Source organism: Legionella brunensis (genome assembly GCF_001467025.1).
GTDB classification, from domain to species: Bacteria; Pseudomonadota; Gammaproteobacteria; order Legionellales; family Legionellaceae; genus Tatlockia; species Tatlockia brunensis.
This window is the reverse complement of the sequence record NZ_LNXV01000004.1, coordinates 431,016-452,834: the sequence shown is the minus strand read 5'-3', so window position 1 is coordinate 452,834 and position 21,819 is coordinate 431,016. Positions and strand designations below refer to the sequence as shown.

Here is a 21,819-nt window from a genome sequence, read left to right as displayed (position 1 = left end):
AATGCACTATTTAAGCAGTATAAGAATAGGTAGAGAGACGAGGGCTACTTAAGTAGCTCAATGATTTTAACATTTGCTTCGGGGAAATTATATAAGGATAACTTGTTGACGTTTACCCAGCAAAGATCCATTTGGGATTCAAGGCAAGAAGCATCTCCTGCAAACTCTTTAATGCTATATACAAGTAAATGAACTGTTTTAGTACCATAAGAGTGAGTAATTTCCCCCAAGAAGCGATGCGAAACCACATCAATGCCTACCTCCTCCTTTACCTCTCTAATCAGTGCATCAGCAGGCTCTTCATTGTTTTCTAATTTCCCACCTGGAAATTCCCACATGCCCCCATGAGGGGCATGTAAGGGGCGGCGTGTAATTAAGACCTCGCCTGTTTTATTAAAAATTACTGCAACAGCAACTTTTATGCTCACACCAAGCTTCCATGGCAAGATTTGTATTTTTTGCCTGAGCCACAGGGACAAGGATCATTACGACCAATTTTTCTTTCAGCACGTCTAAAAGTAGTATCACCTTGCTGCTCACTATTTTCTGAAGTTTCATCTTGATGTAGAAACTGCATTGTTTGTACTTGTTCTGCACGTCGTTGTTCTTCAACAGCATTAACATCCTCGGCAGTTTGTACTTCAACTGATGAAAGTAAACGAACAATGTCATATTTCAAGTTATCAAGCATCATAGAGAATAAAGTGAATGCTTCGCGCTTATATTCTTGTTTAGGATCTTTCTGCGCGTAACCACGTAAATGAATACCCTGACGTAAATGATCCATTGCTGCCAGGTGTTCTCGCCAATGATTATCAAGCGTCTGTAAAATAACTGATTTTTCAAAATTAGATAGTATTTCTCTACCAGTTAACTTTTCTTTTTCCTGATAACGCTCTAAAACAAGTGAGTAAATTCTTTCACGAATTTGCTCTGGCTGGAGGCTATGATCCGCCTCAATCCATTCGCTAACATTTGCCTTAATTTTAAAATCCTCAAGAAGATCTTGTGACAATCCTTTCAAGTCCCATTGATCTTCCAGACTTTGTGGAGGAATAAAATTATCAACCAGGTCATAGATAACATCTTGGCGCATAGCTTCGACAACTTCCTGCGGATCATTCATCGCCATAAGTGCCGCGCGCTGAGAATAAATTACTTTTCGCTGTTCATTAGCAACGTTGTCATAATCTAATAGTTGCTTACGCACATCAAAATGATGCCCTTCCAATTTACGTTGGGCATTTTCAATGGCTCGTGTAACTAGATTATGCTCTATAGGTTCTCCTGGTTTCATACCCAAACGACGCATCATAGAGGCTACTCGTTCTGATGCAAAAATTCGCATAAGGTTATCATCCAGCGATAAGTAAAACCGGCTGCTTCCCTGATCTCCTTGACGTCCAGCACGACCGCGAAGCTGGTTATCAATACGACGAGATTCATGGCGTTCCGAACCAATAATTCGTAAGCCGCCAGCTTGCAAGACTTCTTCATGCCGTTTTTGCCAGTCAGCTTTGATTGCCTGACGCTCGGCATCAGTTGCTTCTGCGGGCAATTGGGCAAGTTCTGCAGATAAGCTGCCGCCCAATACGATATCTGTTCCACGCCCAGCCATATTAGTTGCAATGGTAACTACCCCAGGTCGGCCTGCTTCCGCGATGATTTGTGCTTCTTTTTCATGAAATTTGGCATTTAAAACTTGATGTTTGACTCCTGCCTTTTTCAAAAGCTGACTTAGCAACTCAGAAGCTTCAATTGATGCAGTACCAACTAATACAGGCTGTTTGCGGGCGATACAATCCTTTACATCCTCAATAATGGCCTGATATTTATCTTGTTGAGTTAGATAAACTAAATCTGGCTGATCATGTCGACGCATGGGTTTGTTGGTAGGAATAACAACAACTTCAAGATTATAAATTTGCTGAAATTCATAAGCTTCGGTGTCAGCTGTTCCTGTCATTCCAGATAATTTGTTATATATTCTGAAGTAGTTCTGGAAAGTGATGGAAGCCAAAGTTTGGTTTTCATGCTGAATAGCCACACCCTCTTTTGCTTCAACAGCCTGATGTAAACCTTCAGACCAACGACGACCTGCCATTGTACGGCCTGTATGCTCATCAACAATCACTACTTGATTGTCTTTTACAATATAATCGACGTCACGATGAAACATGGCATGTGCTCTAAGGGCGGCATTGACATGATGCATAAGTATAATGTTACTTGCGTGATACAGGCTTTCTCCTGGATCAAGTAGATTTTTTTCGCTAAGTAAATCTTCTATGTATTGATGCCCTGTTTCGGTTAAGTGAGCTTGCTTTTGCTTTTCATCGACCGTGTAATGGCCGCCATCACCCTCTTCTTGTTGTTTTCTTAGTTGAGGAATTAACTCATTAACCTTTCTGTAGAGTTCTGAGCTACCTTCAGCGGCACCGGAAATAATTAATGGGGTTCGAGCCTCATCAATTAAAATAGAGTCGACTTCGTCGACAATGGCAAAATTCAATTCACGTTGAACTTTATCCTCAAGGCTAAAGGCCATATTGTCACGTAAATAATCAAAACCAAATTCATTGTTGGTTCCATAAACGATATCGGCACGGTAGGCAGCTTGTTTTTCGGGGTGAGGCATATCAGGGTAAATAACCCCCACTGTTAATCCCAAAAATTCAAAAATTGGTTTCATCCATTGACTGTCCCGCTTTGCAAGGTAGTCGTTAACAGTAACAACGTGTACACCTCGGCCAGTCAATGCATTTAGATAAGCAGGAAGAGTTGCTACTAAGGTCTTACCTTCCCCCGTACGCATTTCCGCAATATTGCCTTCATGAAGAACCATGCCACCAATTAACTGAACATCAAAATGTCTCAAACCTAGTGTCCGAATTGCTACTTCCCGGACTGCCGCAAAAGCTTCTGCAAGCAACTCATCTAAGGTTTCACCTTCATCTAGGCGTGATTTAAATTGCGCTGTTTTAGCTGCTAATTCTGCATCAGAAAGTGCTTGCATTTGCGATTCGAAAGCATTGATCGCTTGCACTGTTTTTTCCATGCGTCGCAAAGTACGTTCATTGCGGCTACCAAACATTTTTTTCATCAGGGTATTTAACATAGCCTTGATAATCCTCTAGACAATTCCAGCTTCAAAACCGCCTAATTTACTAGAAATTTGCTAAAAATGCCACGTAAAGTGCTCATCGATTCATTGAAATAACAAAAGAATACCAGCGAAGCAGTCTATTGATTGTGGATTAGAAAGTAAAATTGAATTTTCTCACTCAATAATAGTAACAAATTAAGCCCTAATAACATCCTATATTATAGGTTCTTTCGTAGAATCTTCCATTGCTTGTTCCATCGTAGCTAAGAGGGCTACCGCATTGTGTAGTTTTGTTATTTGCTTGCTTTGTTGCGTTGTTGTTAAATGTTCTTTCCATTGTTTAGCGCCAACTAATCCATGCGCAAAATTAAACAAGGGCTTTAGTAAAATACTTAAAGCAATCCCTTGTGAGAATTTTGATTCAGCATAATTGATATAACTATCTAAAATGGAACAGCGTGTAGGAATGGGAACATCAGAATAATAATAGTGATGAATTGTCGCTAAGGCATATGGATTTTGACACGCAAGTCTACCAAGCATTACTCCATCTACAAATTGCATATGGTGATCAATTTCATTAATGCTATTAATATTTCCATTAATGATGATAGGCAGATGAGGAAGTTCTTCTTTAATTCTATAAACAAAATCATAATGCACCGGCGGAATTGTGCGATTTTGTTTGGGATTTAATCCATGAAGCCAGGCTTTTCGTGCATGGACAATTAGTTTATCACAGCCTGCATCAACTAATTTATGGGCAAATGCAGCGAAAAAATCATAACTATCCTGATTATCAATGCCGATTCTGGTTTTAGCTGTTATGGGAATAGATACCGCTGCTTTCATTGTCTGGATGCAGTTGGCGACTCGCTCTGGCTCTGCCATTAAACAAGCACCAAAATGCCCTGCTTGCACTTTATCACTTGGGCAACCAAGATTTAAATTAATCTCATTAAAGCCTTTTTCTTCCGCCATTTTGGCGCATTCAACAAGCTTTTCTTTATCGGCACCACCTAATTGTAAAGCTAATGGATGCTCCGTGGCATCAAAAGAAAGAGCGCGTGTCGGATTATTAATAATTGCACCAGTAGTTTGCATATCCGTGTATAAGAGTGCTTTGGGTGCAATCATGCGCATGAATACACGAAAATGAGTATAAGTCCAATCAATCATTGGCGCGATGGATAATGGAGATATTAATGCTGACAAATTACTAAACTTCCAAACTGATCATTAAATTCTTGTCCTATCCAGGTTTGTATAAGAGGATAATTGGTTGCAAGATGACAAAAGTGGCTTAATTATACACTTGCAAAGCCTCAATAACCAACTGTAAGCGCGTCCTGCCCTGATAAGAATTAATATCTAATTTATAAGCTGCATGAACTTGCCGGGCGCGATAATTAGGCCAAAGCTTAACATCAACATTGAAGGCAATTGCATCAAACACCCCTCCTTCTGGATGTGCTAAAGTAATTTTTAAATGATGCTGCCCCACCAGGCGCTGATCAAGGACTTCAAAAATATTATCGAAACAGGGTTCGGGAAATTGCTGTCCCCAAGGACCTGCTTGTTGCAAAAGAGTGGCTGTCTCAAGACTTAGTTCCTGAGAGGTTAATGAGCCGTCAGTCCAAAGCTCACCTTCGCATTCAGAGGCATCAATATGCTTGCTAACTTCGGTAATAAACGCTTGCTGAAAATCTGTAAAACATTGAGGTGATAAGCTCAAGCCAGCAGCCATAGCATGTCCGCCAAATTTAGTAATTAATCCAGGATGGTCTTTATCAACTGCTGCAAGTGCGTCACGAATATTTAAACCTGCTACGGAACGCGCAGACCCTTTGAGTTCTGTTTCACTGACTTTGGCAAAGGCAATGATTGGCCTGTGATATCGCTCTTTTAATCGACCGGCTAAAATACCAATAACGCCTTGATGCCACGAAGGGTCAACCAAGCATAGGGCAGCAGGTAAATGATTAGAGTGCTCTATTTTCTTTGCTAACTTATCAACAGCCAACATTGCTTGCTCTTTCATTTCAGCCTCAATGACCCGTCGCTCTTGATTGAGCTCATCCAAATGAGAGGCAAGTGTGTGTGCTTTTTCCATATTATCACTTAGCAGGCATTCGATCCCTAAGGACATATCATCTAACCTTCCTGCTGCATTGAGCCTTGGCGCCACTGAAAAGCCTAAATCACTTTCACGTAAGCGTGAACAATCGCGTCCCGCTATTTCAATTAATGCTTTGATTCCGGGGCGGCATTGACTTTGACGAATTCGTGCTAATCCCTGATTTACCATAATGCGATTATTTTGATCTAAAGAAACAACATCAGCGATTGTTCCAAGAGCGACTAAATCAAGAAACTGAGCCATATTTGGCTCGGCTAGTCCTCGTTGTTCAAACCAGTTGCTCTTTATAAGTTGACGTCTTAAAGCTAGCATGACATAAAAAATGACACCAACTCCAGCGATTGATTTGCTGGGAAATAAATCACCTACTTGGTTGGGATTTACAATCGCACATGCTTTGGGCAATTCTTCCGCAGGCAAGTGGTGATCAGTAATTAATACATCAATCCCAAGTGCATTTGCAGCATCCACTCCATCAATACTGGCAATACCGTTATCAACAGTAATAATTAAATGAGGTTGCCATTTTTTAGCCACTTCAATGATGGCAGGTGTTAGGCCATAGCCAAAATCAAAGCGATTAGGGACTAAAAATTCAACATGAGATGCTCCCATTACTCTTAATGCTGAAATGGCTAAGGTAGTTGACGTAGCTCCATCTGCATCAAAATCCCCGATAATGAGGATACGCTCTTTTGCGCGTAAAGCTTGCTCTAAACGAAGGGAAGCCTTTTCAATATCCGTTAAAGAATTGAAAGGTAACAAGGCCTGAAGGCTCTTATCGAGCTGTGAGGCATCTTTAATCCCACGAGAAGCATAAATTCGTTGAAGAACAGCAGGATAATCTGATAGAGAAGGTAATAAAGAGGATACCCCACGTTGTTTAATACGCATAAATTATGATCTCCACAATCTCGACCACCATCTAATGGGATGTTTTACATAAGCGAGGTTATTCCAATACCACTGGACGGTGTTTTTTTGAGTTTTTTCTTGTAATAAAGCAATATCCTTTTGATGCGGGTATTTAATAAGCAGCAAACTATCTTTATCATGTGATGAGGTTTGAGTTAGAGGCTGGAATGGTTTATCAGTCTTTGCCGAAACACTTAAAAAAATCTCATCATCAGTGAATACCTGTTTCTCTGTGAGGAATTGAAACTCCCCTTCCCCCCAAAACCACAAGCCATTAATAGCTAGCTTGTTCTGCCGATTATTATTAAGAGGATGTGAACTAAGATACATTTGCAATTCGGTAATAAGGCGTTGCCAATAAAGCTTTTCATCTAATGTATTTAAAGCGGGCATGAGAGATTGATGCAACATGGCATAAACAGATTTGCTAGAAATTGTTGGTTTGTGGTCAATTTTTAACAACCAGGTATAAGGATCATGGTAGAAAGATTCAATGTCATTAGATTGAAGAAATGCTGCAATTTCTAAGAACCAAGCACGAGATTCTTCATCGCTTAGGGCAAGCTCCTCATTTGTTGCAACAATCATGGCATCATTGTGAGTTACTTCCCAATGGATGGGGGAAGCAACTAACCAATGCCCCTCTAATCCATGATAAAGGCGTAATAAATCTGCCAATGGTGGATTAGAGGGATCAAAGTCCAGGCAAGTTAAAGCATTAAAATAATAGCTACCCTGATGGACTGATGGTTCACTATCGAGAGGGGCTTCCGTTATGCCATTGACCACTATCTCCATATTTAAACAGCCAGTGAGTAACCGTCTCGTTTAAATAATGCTTTTAAATTTCGTAGAGCTTGACGGATTCTTTGATGATTCTCGATCAAGCCAAAACGGACAAAGTTATCACCTTGCGGGCCAAAACCAATACCTGGGGATACAGCTACACATGCTTCTTTAAGTAAATATTTGGAAAACTCAAGCGAGCCTAAATGCTGATAGCAAGCAGGAATCGGGGCCCAAACAAACATAGTTGCCTTAGGTCTCTCTACATACCAACCGAGATCTTGTAAGCCGTCACATAAAACATTACGTCGCTGCTCATATAAATCTCTTATTTGATGTACACAATCATCAGAACCTTCAAGCGCTGCGATTGCCGCAACTTGGATCGGTGTGAAAGTTCCATAATCCAAATAAGACTTAATACGTGTCAAAGCAGCAACGAGTTCTTCATTTCCACAAGCAAATCCTACACGCCAGCCAGGCATGTTGTAAGATTTGGACATAGAGTAAGTTTCAATTGCTATATCAATAGCACCTGGTACTTGTAGAATAGACGGTGCTTTATAACCATCAAAGACGATATCGGCGTAAGCTAAATCGTGGATAATCCAAATTCCGTGATGCTTGGCTAAAGCGACTACCCGCTCAAAAAATTCATAATCAACGCAATGAGTACTAGGATTCGCTGGAAAATTGATTACAAGGGCTTTGGGTCTTGGCCATGTTTGTTCTATTGCGGAGTTAACGGCTTCAATAAATTGATTTTCATCAATTAAAGGAACTTGTTTGACATTTGCGCCTGCGATAATAAAACCATAGGTATGAATGGGGTAAGCCGGATCAGGGACAAGAACAGTATCGCCGGGCCCACTAATCGCTAATGCAAGATGTGCTAATCCTTCTTTGGAGCCGATGGTTGTTAGGATTTGCGTTTCACTATTGAGAGTGACATCGTAATTTCTTTTATACCAAGTTGCCATAGCACGTCGTAAACGTGGTATGCCCTTCGACATCGAGTAGCGATGAGTGTCTGGGCGCTGTGCAGTTTCTACTAATTTATCAACAATATGTTGTGGAGTGGGCTGATCGGGATTTCCCATCCCAAAGTCAATAATGTCCTCGCCTCGCGCTCGCGCCTCAGACTTTAGCTGAGTTAATGTATTGAATACATAAGGTGGCAAGCGTTTGATGCGGGGAAATTGACTCATGTTTTTCGCCTCTGTGATATAATGAACTAATAGTATAAATTATTGCTCGATTAAACACCATGCATATCAACTTAGAGGCAAGCGATAAACACACTATTCAAGCTTATAGTGAACGAGAGGTACGAATTGATTCAATTACCTATAGCAATAGTTTAATTGTCAGTAGTCATGAAATCATTACAGATTGGCCTATTAAAGCCTTTCACGAACTTAACGAGGACACCGTGTGGCCGCTTTTAAGGTATGAGCCAAAGATTGTTCTTATCGGACACGGCCAACAAGGCCAGCTTGCCCCTATTCCACTCATGCAAATGCTTGCAAAAAAAGGGATCGGATTGGAATGCATGTCTATTGGTGCAGCTTGTCGTACATTCAATGTATTACTCAGTGAACAACGCGAAATAACATTAGGACTCATTGTTTAACTTTTCTTGATATCACTGACCACTATGATGAACTACGTGGTGGTTTTTTTAAGTTATTTCACATGACGAGAAATAGTGTAGCTTTCATTATTATCATCTTCATTTTTGATAGTAAGTTGGCCATTCACTGGTATTGCCCCTTTGAAAAGGGTGTTAACAAGTTTATATACCGATAAGGTCTCATTTGAGTGTGTTTCGCTTCGGAAAAAATGCCGTTCCTCTTTCAAGAAGTGGTTTGGACTGCGCAAGATATGTAATGCTAACTTCTTCATTAGATCAGTATCTAAACTACCATAAGTCACTAGATTGTTCAGCTCTTGGAGATAGGCTTCTTTTTTTGCCTTAAGATCAGGTTCATGTCGTACTAGACTCCGCAAATGTTTATCGACATCCTCCGCCGTTTTGAATACAAGAGGTGTAATTGGGGTTTTTGGAGTAATATTGGATTTATTTGCAGCAGTTGGAGATTGATTTAATTGTTGAATAACTGAAGCTACATCCTTATCGGGAATATTGACAAATTTGTAATTTCCAGAAAGCCATCCTGCCTTTGAGCCCGGATATGCAGTAACAAATCTCTGGGCTTCAGCTACATCCTTAAATTGAATGCTTGTCATATTTGTATGACGCTGATCTGCTTGAACACGCGTCCCAGCTAATTGATAACCACTTTTTGTTAAAGCATTCCCCAAACCTGCCCTATCAACCGTTGCAGTTGGGGATTGACTTAATTGTTGAATAACTGAAGCTACATCCTTATCGGGAATATTGACAAATTTGTAACTTCCAGAAAGCCATCCTGCCTTTGAGCCTGGATACGCATTAACAAATCTTTGGGCCACAGATTTATCCTGAAACTCTATTGTTGTCATATTGGGATGACGCTGATCTTGCTGAACGCGAGCCCCTGTTAATTGGTAGCCATTTTTTGTTAACACAGTCTCTAAACCTGCTCTATCAATCGTCGTGGTTGTCGACATTGGCGCCGCTGAATAGACCTTGGGAGGTTGACGTAGCACAAGAGGAACAGCAACTTGATTACCTGCCAAAATATCTAACGTACTACAGCCTCCGTTTAATTGGGCATAACCATTTTGAACGTAAGCCTGCATGGTGGGGTAATCTTTTTGGTCGATATTCGTATCGCCCGCAACAATTCCAGAGTTGCTTGCTGCTTGCAAAAAAGCTAAACGGTTGTTCAATGCTTGAGCGGATGGTGGTTTATACATAGAACCCCAATCAAAATGGACATTGATATAAATTTGACCCTGAGCAGTTTCAATTATTTGATACTCTTTGTCCTTCAGTCCCAAGCTTTTGGCATAATTTAAAAGGTCACTTGCTGATTTTGAATAATAAGGTGGAAGAGCTGGATTGTTTTTTAATGATGTATAACAACAAACCTGGCCTGTTTCTCCCGGATTCTTTATTCCTAATCCTGGAATTAAACTCGCAACATTGGGATTACTATTTAAATAAGTGCTACTCGGACCTTCTTGTATAAGTACAGCTTGCATACCACCAGACTCATGAAGTGAACTAATTACTTTCGAACACAAAGCTATACGCTCAGCTTCACTACGTTCATCCATTGTAGAGGATGGGTTATCTCGTCCCCTTGTTCTGGGTTGTTGACCTCCTAGTGCGGCATCATTTTTTTGAACCCATTGCCCACCACAGCCCATATTCCATGATGCAACGCCGCTTTTTTCATCAGCTACTATCGTTTTATCACTGATATTGTTTTCAATAATAATCTTATTTAACTTAGATATGTACTCTTCTTGAGAGATAAGATCATATCGTTTATCGTCATTTAGCTGATCTATTTCAGCGAGAATGGCCTGAGTTAATTTAGGCATAATGCTTGGATCTCAACAAAATTTATTAAGTATATTATAAATAAAATAAGATCAAATTGATAGTATTTTAATCTTTTTACTTTCGGTCAAGCGTTTTTTGCCTCCGGGATATTCATCTAATTAGCCTGCAACCTGAACAATGATCTCCCGGGCATCCGACAAACCATGATCATCAACTACTCTTACTATAAATTTGCCTGTTTTTGCTGTCCATAAAAAGGGCTTGTCAGGTGACGTTTTTCCTACAAAAACGTCATTAATAAACCAATAAATCTTACGAATATCCGCGTCGGTGACTGCTGTTAATGGAATTTGAGTTTCTTTAGGAGAATGAGCACGAACAACATAACTTAGTTCAGTTTGCGGGGATGTGATTTGAGGACTCATTCCAGAATTGCCGATGCTAGAGCAACTAGGTTCATAGGCAGGGGGAATTCGGCGCTGTATTCCTGCCTGCTTAAAGATTTTAAGCAAATCAGTGGGCCAAAACTCATAAACTTCAAAGCGAGTATTTTCATTAAAATGACAAGTCCGTAAACCGGTATCTTTATTAATTGCGACTTCACGATAGATAGTGTCTGATTTAATTGGTGACTTGCCAGGGATAAACCAGGTCATTTCAGTATCATGACAATAGCGAGTTGGTAACATCCCAGAAGCTTTGCAAACCTCCACACGGGTTAAACGAAGATGCTCCGGATATTGTTCAATCATAGGCAAAGTTCCCTTCTCTTGTTCAATAGCATCAATTATTTCAAAAAATAAGGGAGCGGCTATGTTTTTGCCAACAAATGCGGGGTTACCTTTGTTATTAAAGTTACCAATCCATACAGCTAAAACATAAGGACCAAATGCACCGACTGACCAGGCATCGCGATAGCCAGAAGAAGTTCCTGTTTTCCAGGATACAGAAAGTGGATGAGATAGTTTTGAAAATGAATTGGATTCTGGCCGTGGGGTATCTTTTAAAATATCCAATATCAAAAAACTTGCTTCGGGGCTTAACAGTTGCTTACCGGTATCAGAAGGCTCATCTTCCCGCATACGCAAAGCATGCCAGACTCCTCGATTCACTAGCATCGCATAAAGTGAAGTGAGCTCTTGCATACTTAATTCAACACCACCTAAAGTTAAAGCTAGGCCGTAATAGGACTCTGGTTTTAGATTACTAACATGAGCTTCTTGTAAAAATTGATGTAAACTTGGATTTGACAATTGGCTGGCAAGATAAACGGCAGGAATATTGCGACTTAAAACGAGCGCATCTTTTGCTTTAATAGGCCCCATAAAATCATAGTCAAAATTTTCAGGATTATAGCTGCCAAAACTATGAGGAATATCTTTTAACACCGTATAAGGATGAATTAAGCCTTGATCAAAAGCTAGTCCATAGACAAAAGGTTTCAGTGTGGAACCTGGTGAGCGCTTAGTCTCTGTTCCATTGATTTGCCCATCGATATTTTTATTAAAAAAATCAACTGAACCAATTAAACCTTTGACACTCATGTCGTGAGTATCAACTAATAAAACTGACGCATTGTAAACCCCTAGATTCTTTTTACGAGCTATGTACTGGCGTGTTATTTTTGCAAGAATGTTTTGTAGATGAATGTCTAATGTCGTGACGACATCTTGTTTTTTAAAAGAAAAATCATTGAGTGCTGAATACACTAAGTGTGGGGCAATAAAAGGCATATCATGCAGGCTGCGCATGTCTATAGGCAAATTAATAGAGGCTTCTTTATTTTTATCTTCAGGATGTTCGGTAAGCCAACGAGCAAAAAGTTTATTGCGGATTTCTTTGAGGTTTTCATTACGCGGGTTACGCTTAATAGGGTTTTGGGGAATAACACTTAAAGTCAGTGCCTCGGATAAACCAATCTTCTCGGGCGGTTTATCAAAGTAGACCAAACTAGCTGCCCCTACTCCTTCAATATTACTACCATAGGGAGCAAGGTTTAAATAAGCTTCGAGAATTTGTTTTTTGCTGTAATGCATTTCCAGTTGCAGTGCGCGGATGACTTGCCAAATTTTACCTGATAATTTTTTTGAATTAATGCCATAACGGATACGGGCAACTTGCATGGTAATGGTTGAAGCTCCCATGCGGCGTGATTTTACAAAATAGGTCTGCCACCCTGCTTTCAGCATGGCTAGAGGATTAACACCATAGTGCCAATAAAAGTACTGATCTTCTTGCAATAATGTTGTTGCGATCAGTTGAGGGGAAATTTGTGAAAGAGGAGTAAAACGGCGATATTTATCATCATGACTCAGAGTTAGCCTCAATAAATGATGCTGACTGTCATAAACTGCTGTTGAGAAGCTAATGCCATTTAATAAAGGGGGCTTTGGCAAAAAAAATAACAGTGCCCAAGCACCAATAAGAAGAATGACGAAAGTTAAGCATACCAACTTTAAAAGTCGTTTCATGATCGCTAATATAGTATGTGAACTGTTTTACCCAACCATATTTAATAAAAATTTAGGTGGTGTTAAAATAACCAAGTTTACCTTAAAAGTGCCCGCCTAGTCATCTCAAGTTGGATATTATATGAACAAACAATCACGATTCCGGATTTTTGCTGCTGTTAGCGTTTTTTTTGCACTTATATTTGGCCGCTTAAACTGGACAAGTCCACCTTGGGTGTCCTCATTACGTTATCAAGCAACTTCCCGACCCAAAACTTTCTGGGGTGGAATGGTAGGCATTATAGTATTACTCGCAGCGGCTGGATATGGCTACTATTGGTATAAAAATTTACCAAAGCCTCAGTTAGTAACTGCATCAATTACTTCTCCCAAAATTACGCCGATCGAAGATGATAAACTCGTACCCGACAATCTGGTTATTGATTTTGGTATTGATACCTCATCGACTGATGCAGACTCTAATGCCAATGCAAATACAGATTCAAATAGAAACTCTGATGATTCAAACGAAAGTGAAGAAGAAAATAGCTTCACAGCTAAATCGGTAGCCCCTTTAAAACAAATTGGGAAAGACGTTACTGAAGGCATCGAGGTGCAACCTGCTGTAAAAGGGACATGGGTTTGGGAAAGTGATAGCCGATTAGTATTTACCCCCGATGAAGATTGGCCGGCTGGGCAAACCTACCGAATACATTTTGCTAAAGATTTTTTTGCCCCTGAAGCAAGTATGGAAGGTTATGACTATTCTTTTGCAACACAACCTTTCGAAGCTAAAATTTCAGAGTTTTCTTTTTATCAAGATCCTGTTAATCCCAAAATAAGACAAGCGATTGCAACAATTAATTTCAATTTTCCAGTCGATCCTACCAGTTTCGAAAATAAAACTTCCTTAATTCTTGAAGCGATGAAGAAAGGGAGTCTAGATCTTAATGCGCAACATTTTAAATTTAATGTTACCTATGATACGCACAAACGGGTAGCCTATTTGCGTTCTGAACCACTCTCACTACCTGAAATATCTCGCTATTTAGTATTGAACATCAATGAAGGGTTAAAATCATTAAAGGGTCCTGGTGAGACCACTGCAACTGTTGACAAAAATCTGTTGCTTCCTGATGTAAGTAATTATTTTAAAGTGAGTGAAACAGCAGCTTCTATTATTCGCAATGAGCAAGATAGACCTGAACAAATCTTAACGGTAGAAACTTCCTTGGGTGTTACGGAGGCTGAGCTTAAGAAATCTCTCCACGTCTATTTATTGCCAGAAAACTACCCGGCAACGGTTTCAGAAGAAGAAAAAAAGAATTATGCATGGCAAAACCCTGGTGAAGTTTCCGCAAGCATTTTAAAACTATCATCCCCCCTATCATTACAAGCAATTCCTGCCGATCGTAACTTTGCAACTTTACACAGTTACAAATTTACAGCACAAACACCTAGATATATTTATCTTAAAATCGATAAAGGGACGCGTGGATTTGGTGACTTTGTTTTAAACAATGATTATGCAACTATTATTAAAGTGCCTGAGTATCCAAAAGAAATTAGTTTCTTGCATAAAGGAGCATTGCTTGCGCTCAATAGTGAAAAAAAACTCTCGGTTTTAATTCGCGGCCTTCCGGCAGTTAAATTTAATTTTGCCCGAGTGTTGCCCTCGGATATCAATCAGTTGGTTACCCAAACTCAGGGCGACTTCAATAATCCCTATTTTATCAACCAAAATTTTAACCAGCAAAATATAAGCCAGATATTTTCAGAAATTCAGCAATTTGATGCATCAGATCTTACCAAACAACAATATACCGCTTTAGATTTTGCTAAATACTTGTCAACAACTACTAACATCAGTGGACCTCAAGGCTTGTTTTTGTTGCAGGCAACGGGTTGGGATACACAAAATAATTCACCTCTGGATGCTAAAGCAAGTCGTCTGGTTTTAATTACTGATTTAGGGCTAGTGGTTAAGGACAATCGTGATGGTAGTCATGATGTTTTCGTGCAGTCTATTACTGGAGGAGTGCCTCTAGCCAATGTTAACGTCAGCGTCTTAGGCAAAAATGGTCTTCCCCTATTAACTTATACAACAGATGCGCAAGGTAGAGCTACCTTCCCTACATTAACTGATTTTATTGACGATAGAGAGCCTGTTGTTTATCTTGCAAGTTTAGGGAATGATGTCTCTTTTATCCCATACAATAACTCTAATCGCCAGTTAAATTTTTCTCGTTTTGATATCGGTGGCATTTATACTAATTATCAAGATCAGCATAGCTTAAGCGCCTATCTATTTTCTGACCGAGGTATCTATCGTCCTGGTGATGTTGCTCATATTGGATTGATCGTCAGACAAGCTTATGCTCAGCCACAACCTGCAGGATTAATGGTTGAAGCAACAGTAACAGATCCAAGAGGTGCTACTATTCGCGATGAAAAGTTCACCCTTGATGCGAGTGGTTATGCAGCTTTCGATCTTGAAACTAATGCTGCTTCTCCTACTGGGCAGTATTCAATTAATCTTTATATTGTAAAAGATCAGCATCCCGATAGTTTATTGGGCTCTACTTCCATTCGAGTAGCAGAGTTTCAACCCGACAGGATGCGAATTAAATCTAATTTTTCCGCAAATCCAACGGAAGGCTGGATTTCTCCTGCAGGGTTGACGGCAGAAGTACAATTGTGGAATTTGTATGGCGCACCCGCTGTAGATCGTCGAGTCGGTGGCAAAATTTTATTGTCACCCAAAAGAGTAGAGTTTAAAAAATACCCTGATTATGTATTTTCAGATCCACTCGTTGATCCCAACAAGCTCACCAAAGTATTTACGGATACTCTTGCGGATGTCAAAACAGATGATAAAGGTGAGGCGCGATTTAATTTAAACCTTGAGCGGTTTGATAAAGCTACTTACCAACTTACTTTTTTTGGTGAGGGATTTGAAGCTGAAGGTGGGAGAAGCGTAACTACACAGTCAACTGCTCTAGTGAGCCCACTGCCCTATTTTATAGGTTATAAACCTGATGGTGATTTAGGGTATATCAAACAAAATAGTCAGCGTAGCGTGCATTTTATAGCTGTGAATCCACAATTAAATCAGCAAGCAATCTCTGATCTAAAATTACAACTGGTTTCTTTACATCCAGTCACCACGCTGGTTAAAAAGCCAAATGGAACATATCAATACCAATCTATTATTCAAACCACTGTGATTAGTACCAATCCTTTCACAATAAATGGTCAAGGCACTGATTTTCCTTTACCAACTCAGCAGATTGGTGATTTTGCTGTGAATATTCTTGATAAGAATAATGTGGAGTTAAGTCATCTTAAATTTAGCATTGTGGGCGCAAGCCAATTGCCACTTGCTAAAAATGCTGAGCTTAGTATTAAGCTCAACAAGGAGGAGTTTAAAGCGGGCGAAGATATTGAGCTGCAAATAACAGCCCCCTATACTGGAGCTGGGTTAATTACGATTGAACGTGACAAAGTTTATTCCACTCAATGGTTTAAAACGAGCACGACCAGTTCTGTACAAAAAATTTATATACCTGAGGATTTCCAAGGTAATGGCTATGTGAATGTAGCATTTGTTCGCGATTGGAACTCTCCTGATATTTTCATTAGCCCATTAAGCTATAGCGTAACACCATTCAGTGTCGATCATGATAGCCACAATGTTCATATCACGCTTAATACCCCCGAGCTTGGGCGCCCAGGAGAACCATTTACCATTAATTACAGTAGTGATAAACCCGGCAAAATAATTGTCTTTGCAGTTGATGAAGGAATTTTGCAAGTGGCTAATTATACCACGCCAGACCCTCTTTCCTTCTTTTTCCAAAAAAGAGCACTAGAAGTCTTAACTCAGCAAACTGTAGATCAAATTTTGCCGCAATATATCCAAGAACGAGAGCTTTCCGCTGTTGGTGGTGATGGTGGAGAAGAGTTATTGGCCAAACATCTTAACCCCTTCAAACGTAAAACTGATTTGCCAGTCGCTTATTGGTCAGGAATTATCGACACTGACAGTACACCACGTCAATTAACTTATAATGTTCCTGATTATTTCAATGGTACTTTGAAAGTGATGGCGGTTGCTGTTGCCACTGACTCTGTTGGGGCAACAGCAACCGAGTCGCAAATACGTGGCAACTTTGTCATTAATCCCAATGCCCCTACCTTTGTAGCTCCTGGCGACACTTTTGAAATTACAGCAAGTATAGCTAACAATGTTAAAGATTCAGGTCAAGATGCTAAAGTGAACATACAATTGAGCACTACTCCGTCCCTTGAGATTATTGGGCCTGCAAACAGTACTTTAACTATTGGCGAAGGGCGCGAGCAGACCGTTCGATTCAAAATAAAAGCAACACCCTCTCTAGGCTCAGCCAAAATTACACTAGTAGCAAGCGCCGGTGGCAAGTCAAGCTCTATGGATACTACCCTTAGTATACGTCCTGCTACAGCGTTTATGACATCAATAACTAGCGGTGGTAGTAAAGACAACAAAAAATCACTCACTATTGAGCGTCAGTTGTATTCTGAATATCGTAATGTTAATGCGGCTCTTTCCACCAGTCCAATGATCTTGGTTACTGGTTTACAGCAATATCTTGATAGCTATCCTTACGGCTGTACGGAGCAATTGACAAGTAAATCATTCCCCTTGTTGGCAATGGCTAATCAACCCTGGTTTACAAAAAATTTAGCAGACATCAATGATAAAGTGATGAACACCATTCAGCTATTAGGACTACGACAAATGTCTAATGGAAGCTTCAGTTATTGGCCTGGTGCTGGTGATAATTACAGCAATAATTTCTCATCCGTATATGCAATGCATTTTTTAACAGAAGCACGCGCACAAGGTTATAACGTTCCTAATGAAATGTTTAGCGCAGGACTTGGCTATTTAAGAGATTTAGCGGCGCAGAATGCTTCAAATCTGGATATGGCTCGTATCCAGGCTTATGCGACTTATATTTTGACACGAAATGAGATTGTCACGACTAATTATTTAACTAATTTGCAGCTTTATTTAGAAAAAGAACAAGCACAAAGCTGGCAGCAAGATATTACAGGTGCGTATATTGCCGCAACCTATCAATTATTGAAGAGTTTCTCTGAAGCGAATCAACTAATTGATAAGTATAAAATACAAACTCAATCTGCCGTAAGCACGGATTTTTATGATAGCAACATAGCGAATGCTCAGTATCTCTATTTAATCGCCCGCCATTTCCCCGAACGTTTGCCAAAGGTTAGTAATAAATTGGTTATGCAACTTGTCTCAGCGATTAACAGTGATGAGATTAATACCATTCTTTCAGGATATACAAGCCTGGCCTTAAGTGCATATGGCCAATCATCACCTGTCGAAGCCGGTACTTTTACTATCAGCGAAGCACTTGCCGATAAAACACAAAAAATACTCAACACGGCTGATAGTAATTATGCTCAAGCAAATATTGATGAGGACGCTAAGCAAGTTGATTTTAATAACCCCAATAAACAAATGTTTTTCTATCAACTTATCCAAGCAGGTTTTGACAAAAAATCCCCCGATAAAGCAACCGGAAAGGGATTGGAGGTTTATCGTGAGTACCGAGATAACAAAGGTAATGTCATTACGAGTGTCAGTTTAGGTAGTGAAATTGAAGTGCATATTCAAATACGTACTTTAGAAGACCGCTATTTATATAATGTTGCCATAGAAGATCTCTTGCCTGGTGGATTTGAAGTAATACGTGATTCAGTAAGTAATGGAAATATCAATTATGCAGATATAAGAGAAGATCGTGTTATTTTCTTTACAGGTGTAGATTCTACAGCAAAAGAAATTGTTTATCGCATAAAGGCGACAAATACCGGGAACTATCAAGTGCCTGCGGTTTTTGCAGAATCCATGTATGATCCAAGTATAAAAGCCAACAGTGCAGCAGGAACAATTGAAGTGACAAAATAGAATGTAGCCCGGGAATACAAAAGTATTCCCGGATATTCTAAATTAGCTAAAACTTAATCAACAATATCGCACTCACCCTTTCCAGTCGAACTCCAACTTGCGACAATCGTATGAACACTCATACACCCATTATCTTTACAAATCTTATTAGCAGGTATAATTTGACAAGCATTCGCCCAGCCGCCATTAAAAAAACTAATCATAATTCCTTCTGCACCTTTAGGTAACGAGGCAATACCACGACTTTGTGAAGTGCTAGCAGCAACAATCCAATTGGTTTGTGACCCATCAAGATTGTAACTGATAACTAATTTTTTAACCGGGCCTAAATTTCCACGGGTGTAGGCTACTCTGACAGTTTTAGGTAATGCACCACCTTCTGGTTCATTATCATGATCGAGGATGTCCACTTTTAGAGGGATAGGATAATCCTCACCCTCTAGTTTTCCAGTGTATTGAAATGGATTAAAGTTAAATTTATTGATCAATACCCAGGAGGTAGCTGTTGTACTGGGCAAGGTATTTGCATTCCAAATGAAAGGGAGGACAAAACGCCTACTAGCGTAAAGATAAGCTCGGCCTAATTCAATCGATAAAACAGTATAAAATTCTTTTGGGGTTGCACCAACGAAATTAGCGCTTAAATATTCATCGTTGCGTAGATGGAAAAAGTTATCCTGTATACTTTGCAAATCACGCTCTAGTTCTACTGTATTTATTCCCAATTGGGAATAGTAATCGATTAATGCCTGCAATGTATTAATAGCGCTGGCGGTATTTTCCGCTGACATAATGTCTTCAGGTTCAATATCTGTATGGTTATTTAGGGTAAAACCAACCCCCCACAGTTGTCCATTTCCGTAATAGCCGCCTTGATTACGAACGATTCGCCAGATATTCAAGGCAGTTCCCGGGCCAAACCATTTATCCACCGTTTCAATTCCTAATGCGGACATTCCCCATAGATTTACATCGACAGCCATGGCTGCCAGTACTTCAGAGGTGTCTGGAGTCCAATCATTTTGGGAGGAAGGAATATTGACCGAGCCGCGGGTAAAAAAGACTCCCTGTTTGGCATCGAAAGCTCCATTATATAGAAAACTTAACAACCCAAGTGTTTTATAGCCGTTTACTGTAGTACCACCATTGAGCATAATATCAATGGATTCCAAAGCACTTGTTACTTCTGCAGTTTTCTCCGTTTTTTCCAGTATCCTCTTTAAAATTTGTAATCCAGCTAACATCGAGAAATTATCTTCTATAGAGATTTCTCCAACCGGGAGAGTTCCTTGACCATCCCTTGTTCCCCCGGGGGCATAATAGAACGCGCCTATACCTGTTTGCATTGCAGAGAACGCATATAAGGTATTTATTGCGTTACTGAGCGTTTTAGAGCTCGCAGGAATTTTTCCTTCGGTAAATATATATTCAGCTTGTAGTGGCCCAATTAATTGAGCCCATGCATTTTCACCTGTGAGTGGCTTCCAATCGGACCAGGTGGTTACAAAAGTAAAAAAGTCTGGGGAGTGTTTTTCAGGATCATTTTTAGCCAAATCGAAGATATTATAATCCCAACTGAGAAAGTCTTGGTATCGCCCCCCAAAAAAAGGATCCTTGTTATAATAGTTAGTCGCAATTAAACGAAAAGTGAATGCCTTGAGAGGATCGAAAATTAAAAGTTGATAGCCATATAGAAAGAAAGTACCGAATGCGCGATTTGCTGAGTGGGTAATGGAGTCTAATTCATTCGCTACTAATTCTTTTGCTTTTGCCTCACTCAGGTAATCATTCTCAGCGGCTAGTGCCAAGGCAATTTGCCAGGTTGCGGCATGATAAATATCTGTTCCGTATTTTGTATTTGTTCGTTCAATTTGCGCTTGTGCTTGGAGCCACTGTTGTACTGTACTATCCTGTGGGGGCAACCCACGACCTAAAATAACATACGGGCTCGTCAAAAATGGATAAGGGTTGCTGTACAGCGTATCCACAACGGTACAAGTATCGTCAGCAGAGCAAATATAATCACCAAAATATCTGGCGACATCTTCAATACTGCCTACGTAAAAGCTTAAAGGAATTAATAGCGAAGTCTTACTAGGTACAAGAATTGCGTCAGAGGTAAGAAAATGCACCAGGTCTTTAATCTCTTTATCCCGAGTGTTTGCGGCAAAGGTAATATTGCTGCTTAACCATAATCCGATAAATGCTATTAAGATAAGGTATTTTCTCATTAAATTGTCCCTGGTGAAGCAATTAAGAGAATCATGCTTATTTTAAACGCTGTCCTCTATCCATCATGCATATGTCAAATAATAAAAACTCTGTATTCTTGATGGACTTAACCTCAATATTGTTTGTGATAATGGCAGCTCCATCACCTGTCGTAAGCATTTGACCATTTAAATTCAGCTCACCTTTAATTACTTGTAACCACCCTCCACGTTTTTGTTCAAATTCATGCTTGAGCAAATGCTCTGGAGTGAGAAATGCCCTGTACAATTTCACATCTTGGTTAATTTTAATAACTTCTCTTCCTTCTTTTGAAGCAATTAATGTTAATTTATTATTCAATTGGGGAATCGATTGTTGCTGGTATGTGGGAGTAAGGCCTTTTGTTTCAGGAATGATCCAAATTTGTAGGAAATGAACGATTTCTGTTGCGGATGGATTAAATTCACTGTGTTCGACGCCTGTCCCTGCTGACATACATTGAATTTCACCGGGTGTAATAATGGTACCAGTTCCCATGCTATCTTTATGTTGTAAACTACCCTCAATCACGTAGGAAATAATTTCCATATCTTTATGAGGATGGCGTCCAAATCCTTGTCCAGGTTGAACTGTATCTTCATTAATGACTCTCAGACTTCCAAATCCCATAAAATCAGGGTCAAAATAATCACCAAAAGAAAATGTGTGGAAACTATTGAGCCAATAGAACTCAGATTTTCCTCGAGAACTTCCCTGTCTGACTAAAATCAT

Annotated in this window: 12 protein-coding genes; 2 read left to right on the top strand and 10 right to left on the bottom strand. The window is 39.8% G+C overall.

The genetic code is table 11. The features are described from left to right. Positions 1-44: 44 nt before the first annotated feature. From mutT to alaC, 6 genes are all read right to left on the bottom strand, one after another. Positions 45-428: an 8-oxo-dGTP diphosphatase MutT gene (gene mutT / locus Lbru_RS03660; protein ID WP_058440815.1), complete on the bottom strand. Its 384-nt coding sequence runs from the start codon at positions 426-428 to the stop codon at positions 45-47. Continuing rightward, positions 425-3,118, bottom strand: coding sequence for a preprotein translocase subunit SecA (gene secA, locus Lbru_RS03655; protein WP_058440814.1), 2,694 nt, complete (start codon positions 3,116-3,118; stop codon positions 425-427). Before secA ends, mutT begins: the two co-directional genes overlap by 4 nt. 201 nt (positions 3,119-3,319) lie before the next feature. Further along, complete coding sequence (gene dusA, locus Lbru_RS03650) at positions 3,320-4,285, bottom strand: tRNA dihydrouridine(20/20a) synthase DusA (RefSeq protein WP_083500812.1); 966 nt, start codon at positions 4,283-4,285, stop codon at positions 3,320-3,322. A gap of 124 nt (positions 4,286-4,409) precedes the next feature. Beyond that, the gene (gene recJ, locus Lbru_RS03645) at positions 4,410-6,140 is read right to left on the bottom strand and encodes a single-stranded-DNA-specific exonuclease RecJ (protein ID WP_058440812.1); all 1,731 of its coding nucleotides are present in this window, start codon (positions 6,138-6,140) and stop codon (positions 4,410-4,412) included. Between the two features lie 3 nt (positions 6,141-6,143). After that, entirely contained in the window at positions 6,144-6,950 is an 807-nt protein-coding gene (locus Lbru_RS03640) for a hypothetical protein (protein WP_162262383.1), read from the bottom strand. 11 nt (positions 6,951-6,961) lie between these two features. Continuing rightward, a complete protein-coding gene (alaC, locus tag Lbru_RS03635; protein WP_058440810.1) occupies positions 6,962-8,155 on the bottom strand; it encodes an alanine transaminase in 1,194 nt (397 codons plus the stop codon). Between the two features lie 59 nt (positions 8,156-8,214). On the opposite strand from alaC, the gene Lbru_RS03630 reads away from it, so the two are divergent. Beyond that, positions 8,215-8,580: an Mth938-like domain-containing protein gene (locus Lbru_RS03630; protein WP_058440809.1), complete on the top strand. Its 366-nt coding sequence runs from the start codon at positions 8,215-8,217 to the stop codon at positions 8,578-8,580. 53 nt (positions 8,581-8,633) lie between these two features. Here Lbru_RS03630 and Lbru_RS03625 read toward each other — a convergent pair whose 3' ends face one another. Next, positions 8,634-10,442, bottom strand: coding sequence for a hypothetical protein (locus tag Lbru_RS03625; RefSeq protein WP_058440808.1), 1,809 nt, complete (start codon positions 10,440-10,442; stop codon positions 8,634-8,636). 120 nt (positions 10,443-10,562) lie between these two features. Next, positions 10,563-12,875 (bottom strand): penicillin-binding protein 1C, encoded by a 2,313-nt coding sequence (gene pbpC / locus Lbru_RS03620; RefSeq protein WP_058440807.1) that lies wholly within the window; start codon positions 12,873-12,875, stop codon positions 10,563-10,565. 121 nt (positions 12,876-12,996) lie between these two features. Here pbpC and Lbru_RS03615 point away from each other — a divergent pair, with 121 nt between their 5' ends. Next, positions 12,997-18,837 (top strand): alpha-2-macroglobulin, encoded by a 5,841-nt coding sequence (locus Lbru_RS03615; protein ID WP_058440806.1) that lies wholly within the window; start codon positions 12,997-12,999, stop codon positions 18,835-18,837. Between the two features lie 53 nt (positions 18,838-18,890). On the opposite strand, the gene Lbru_RS03610 is transcribed toward Lbru_RS03615, so the two are convergent. After that, on the bottom strand, positions 18,891-21,068 hold the full coding sequence (locus Lbru_RS03610) for a hypothetical protein (protein WP_058440805.1): 2,178 nt from the start codon (positions 21,066-21,068) through the stop codon (positions 18,891-18,893). A gap of 37 nt (positions 21,069-21,105) precedes the next feature. After that, entirely contained in the window at positions 21,106-21,819 is a 714-nt protein-coding gene (locus Lbru_RS03605) for a pirin family protein (RefSeq protein ID WP_058440804.1), read from the bottom strand.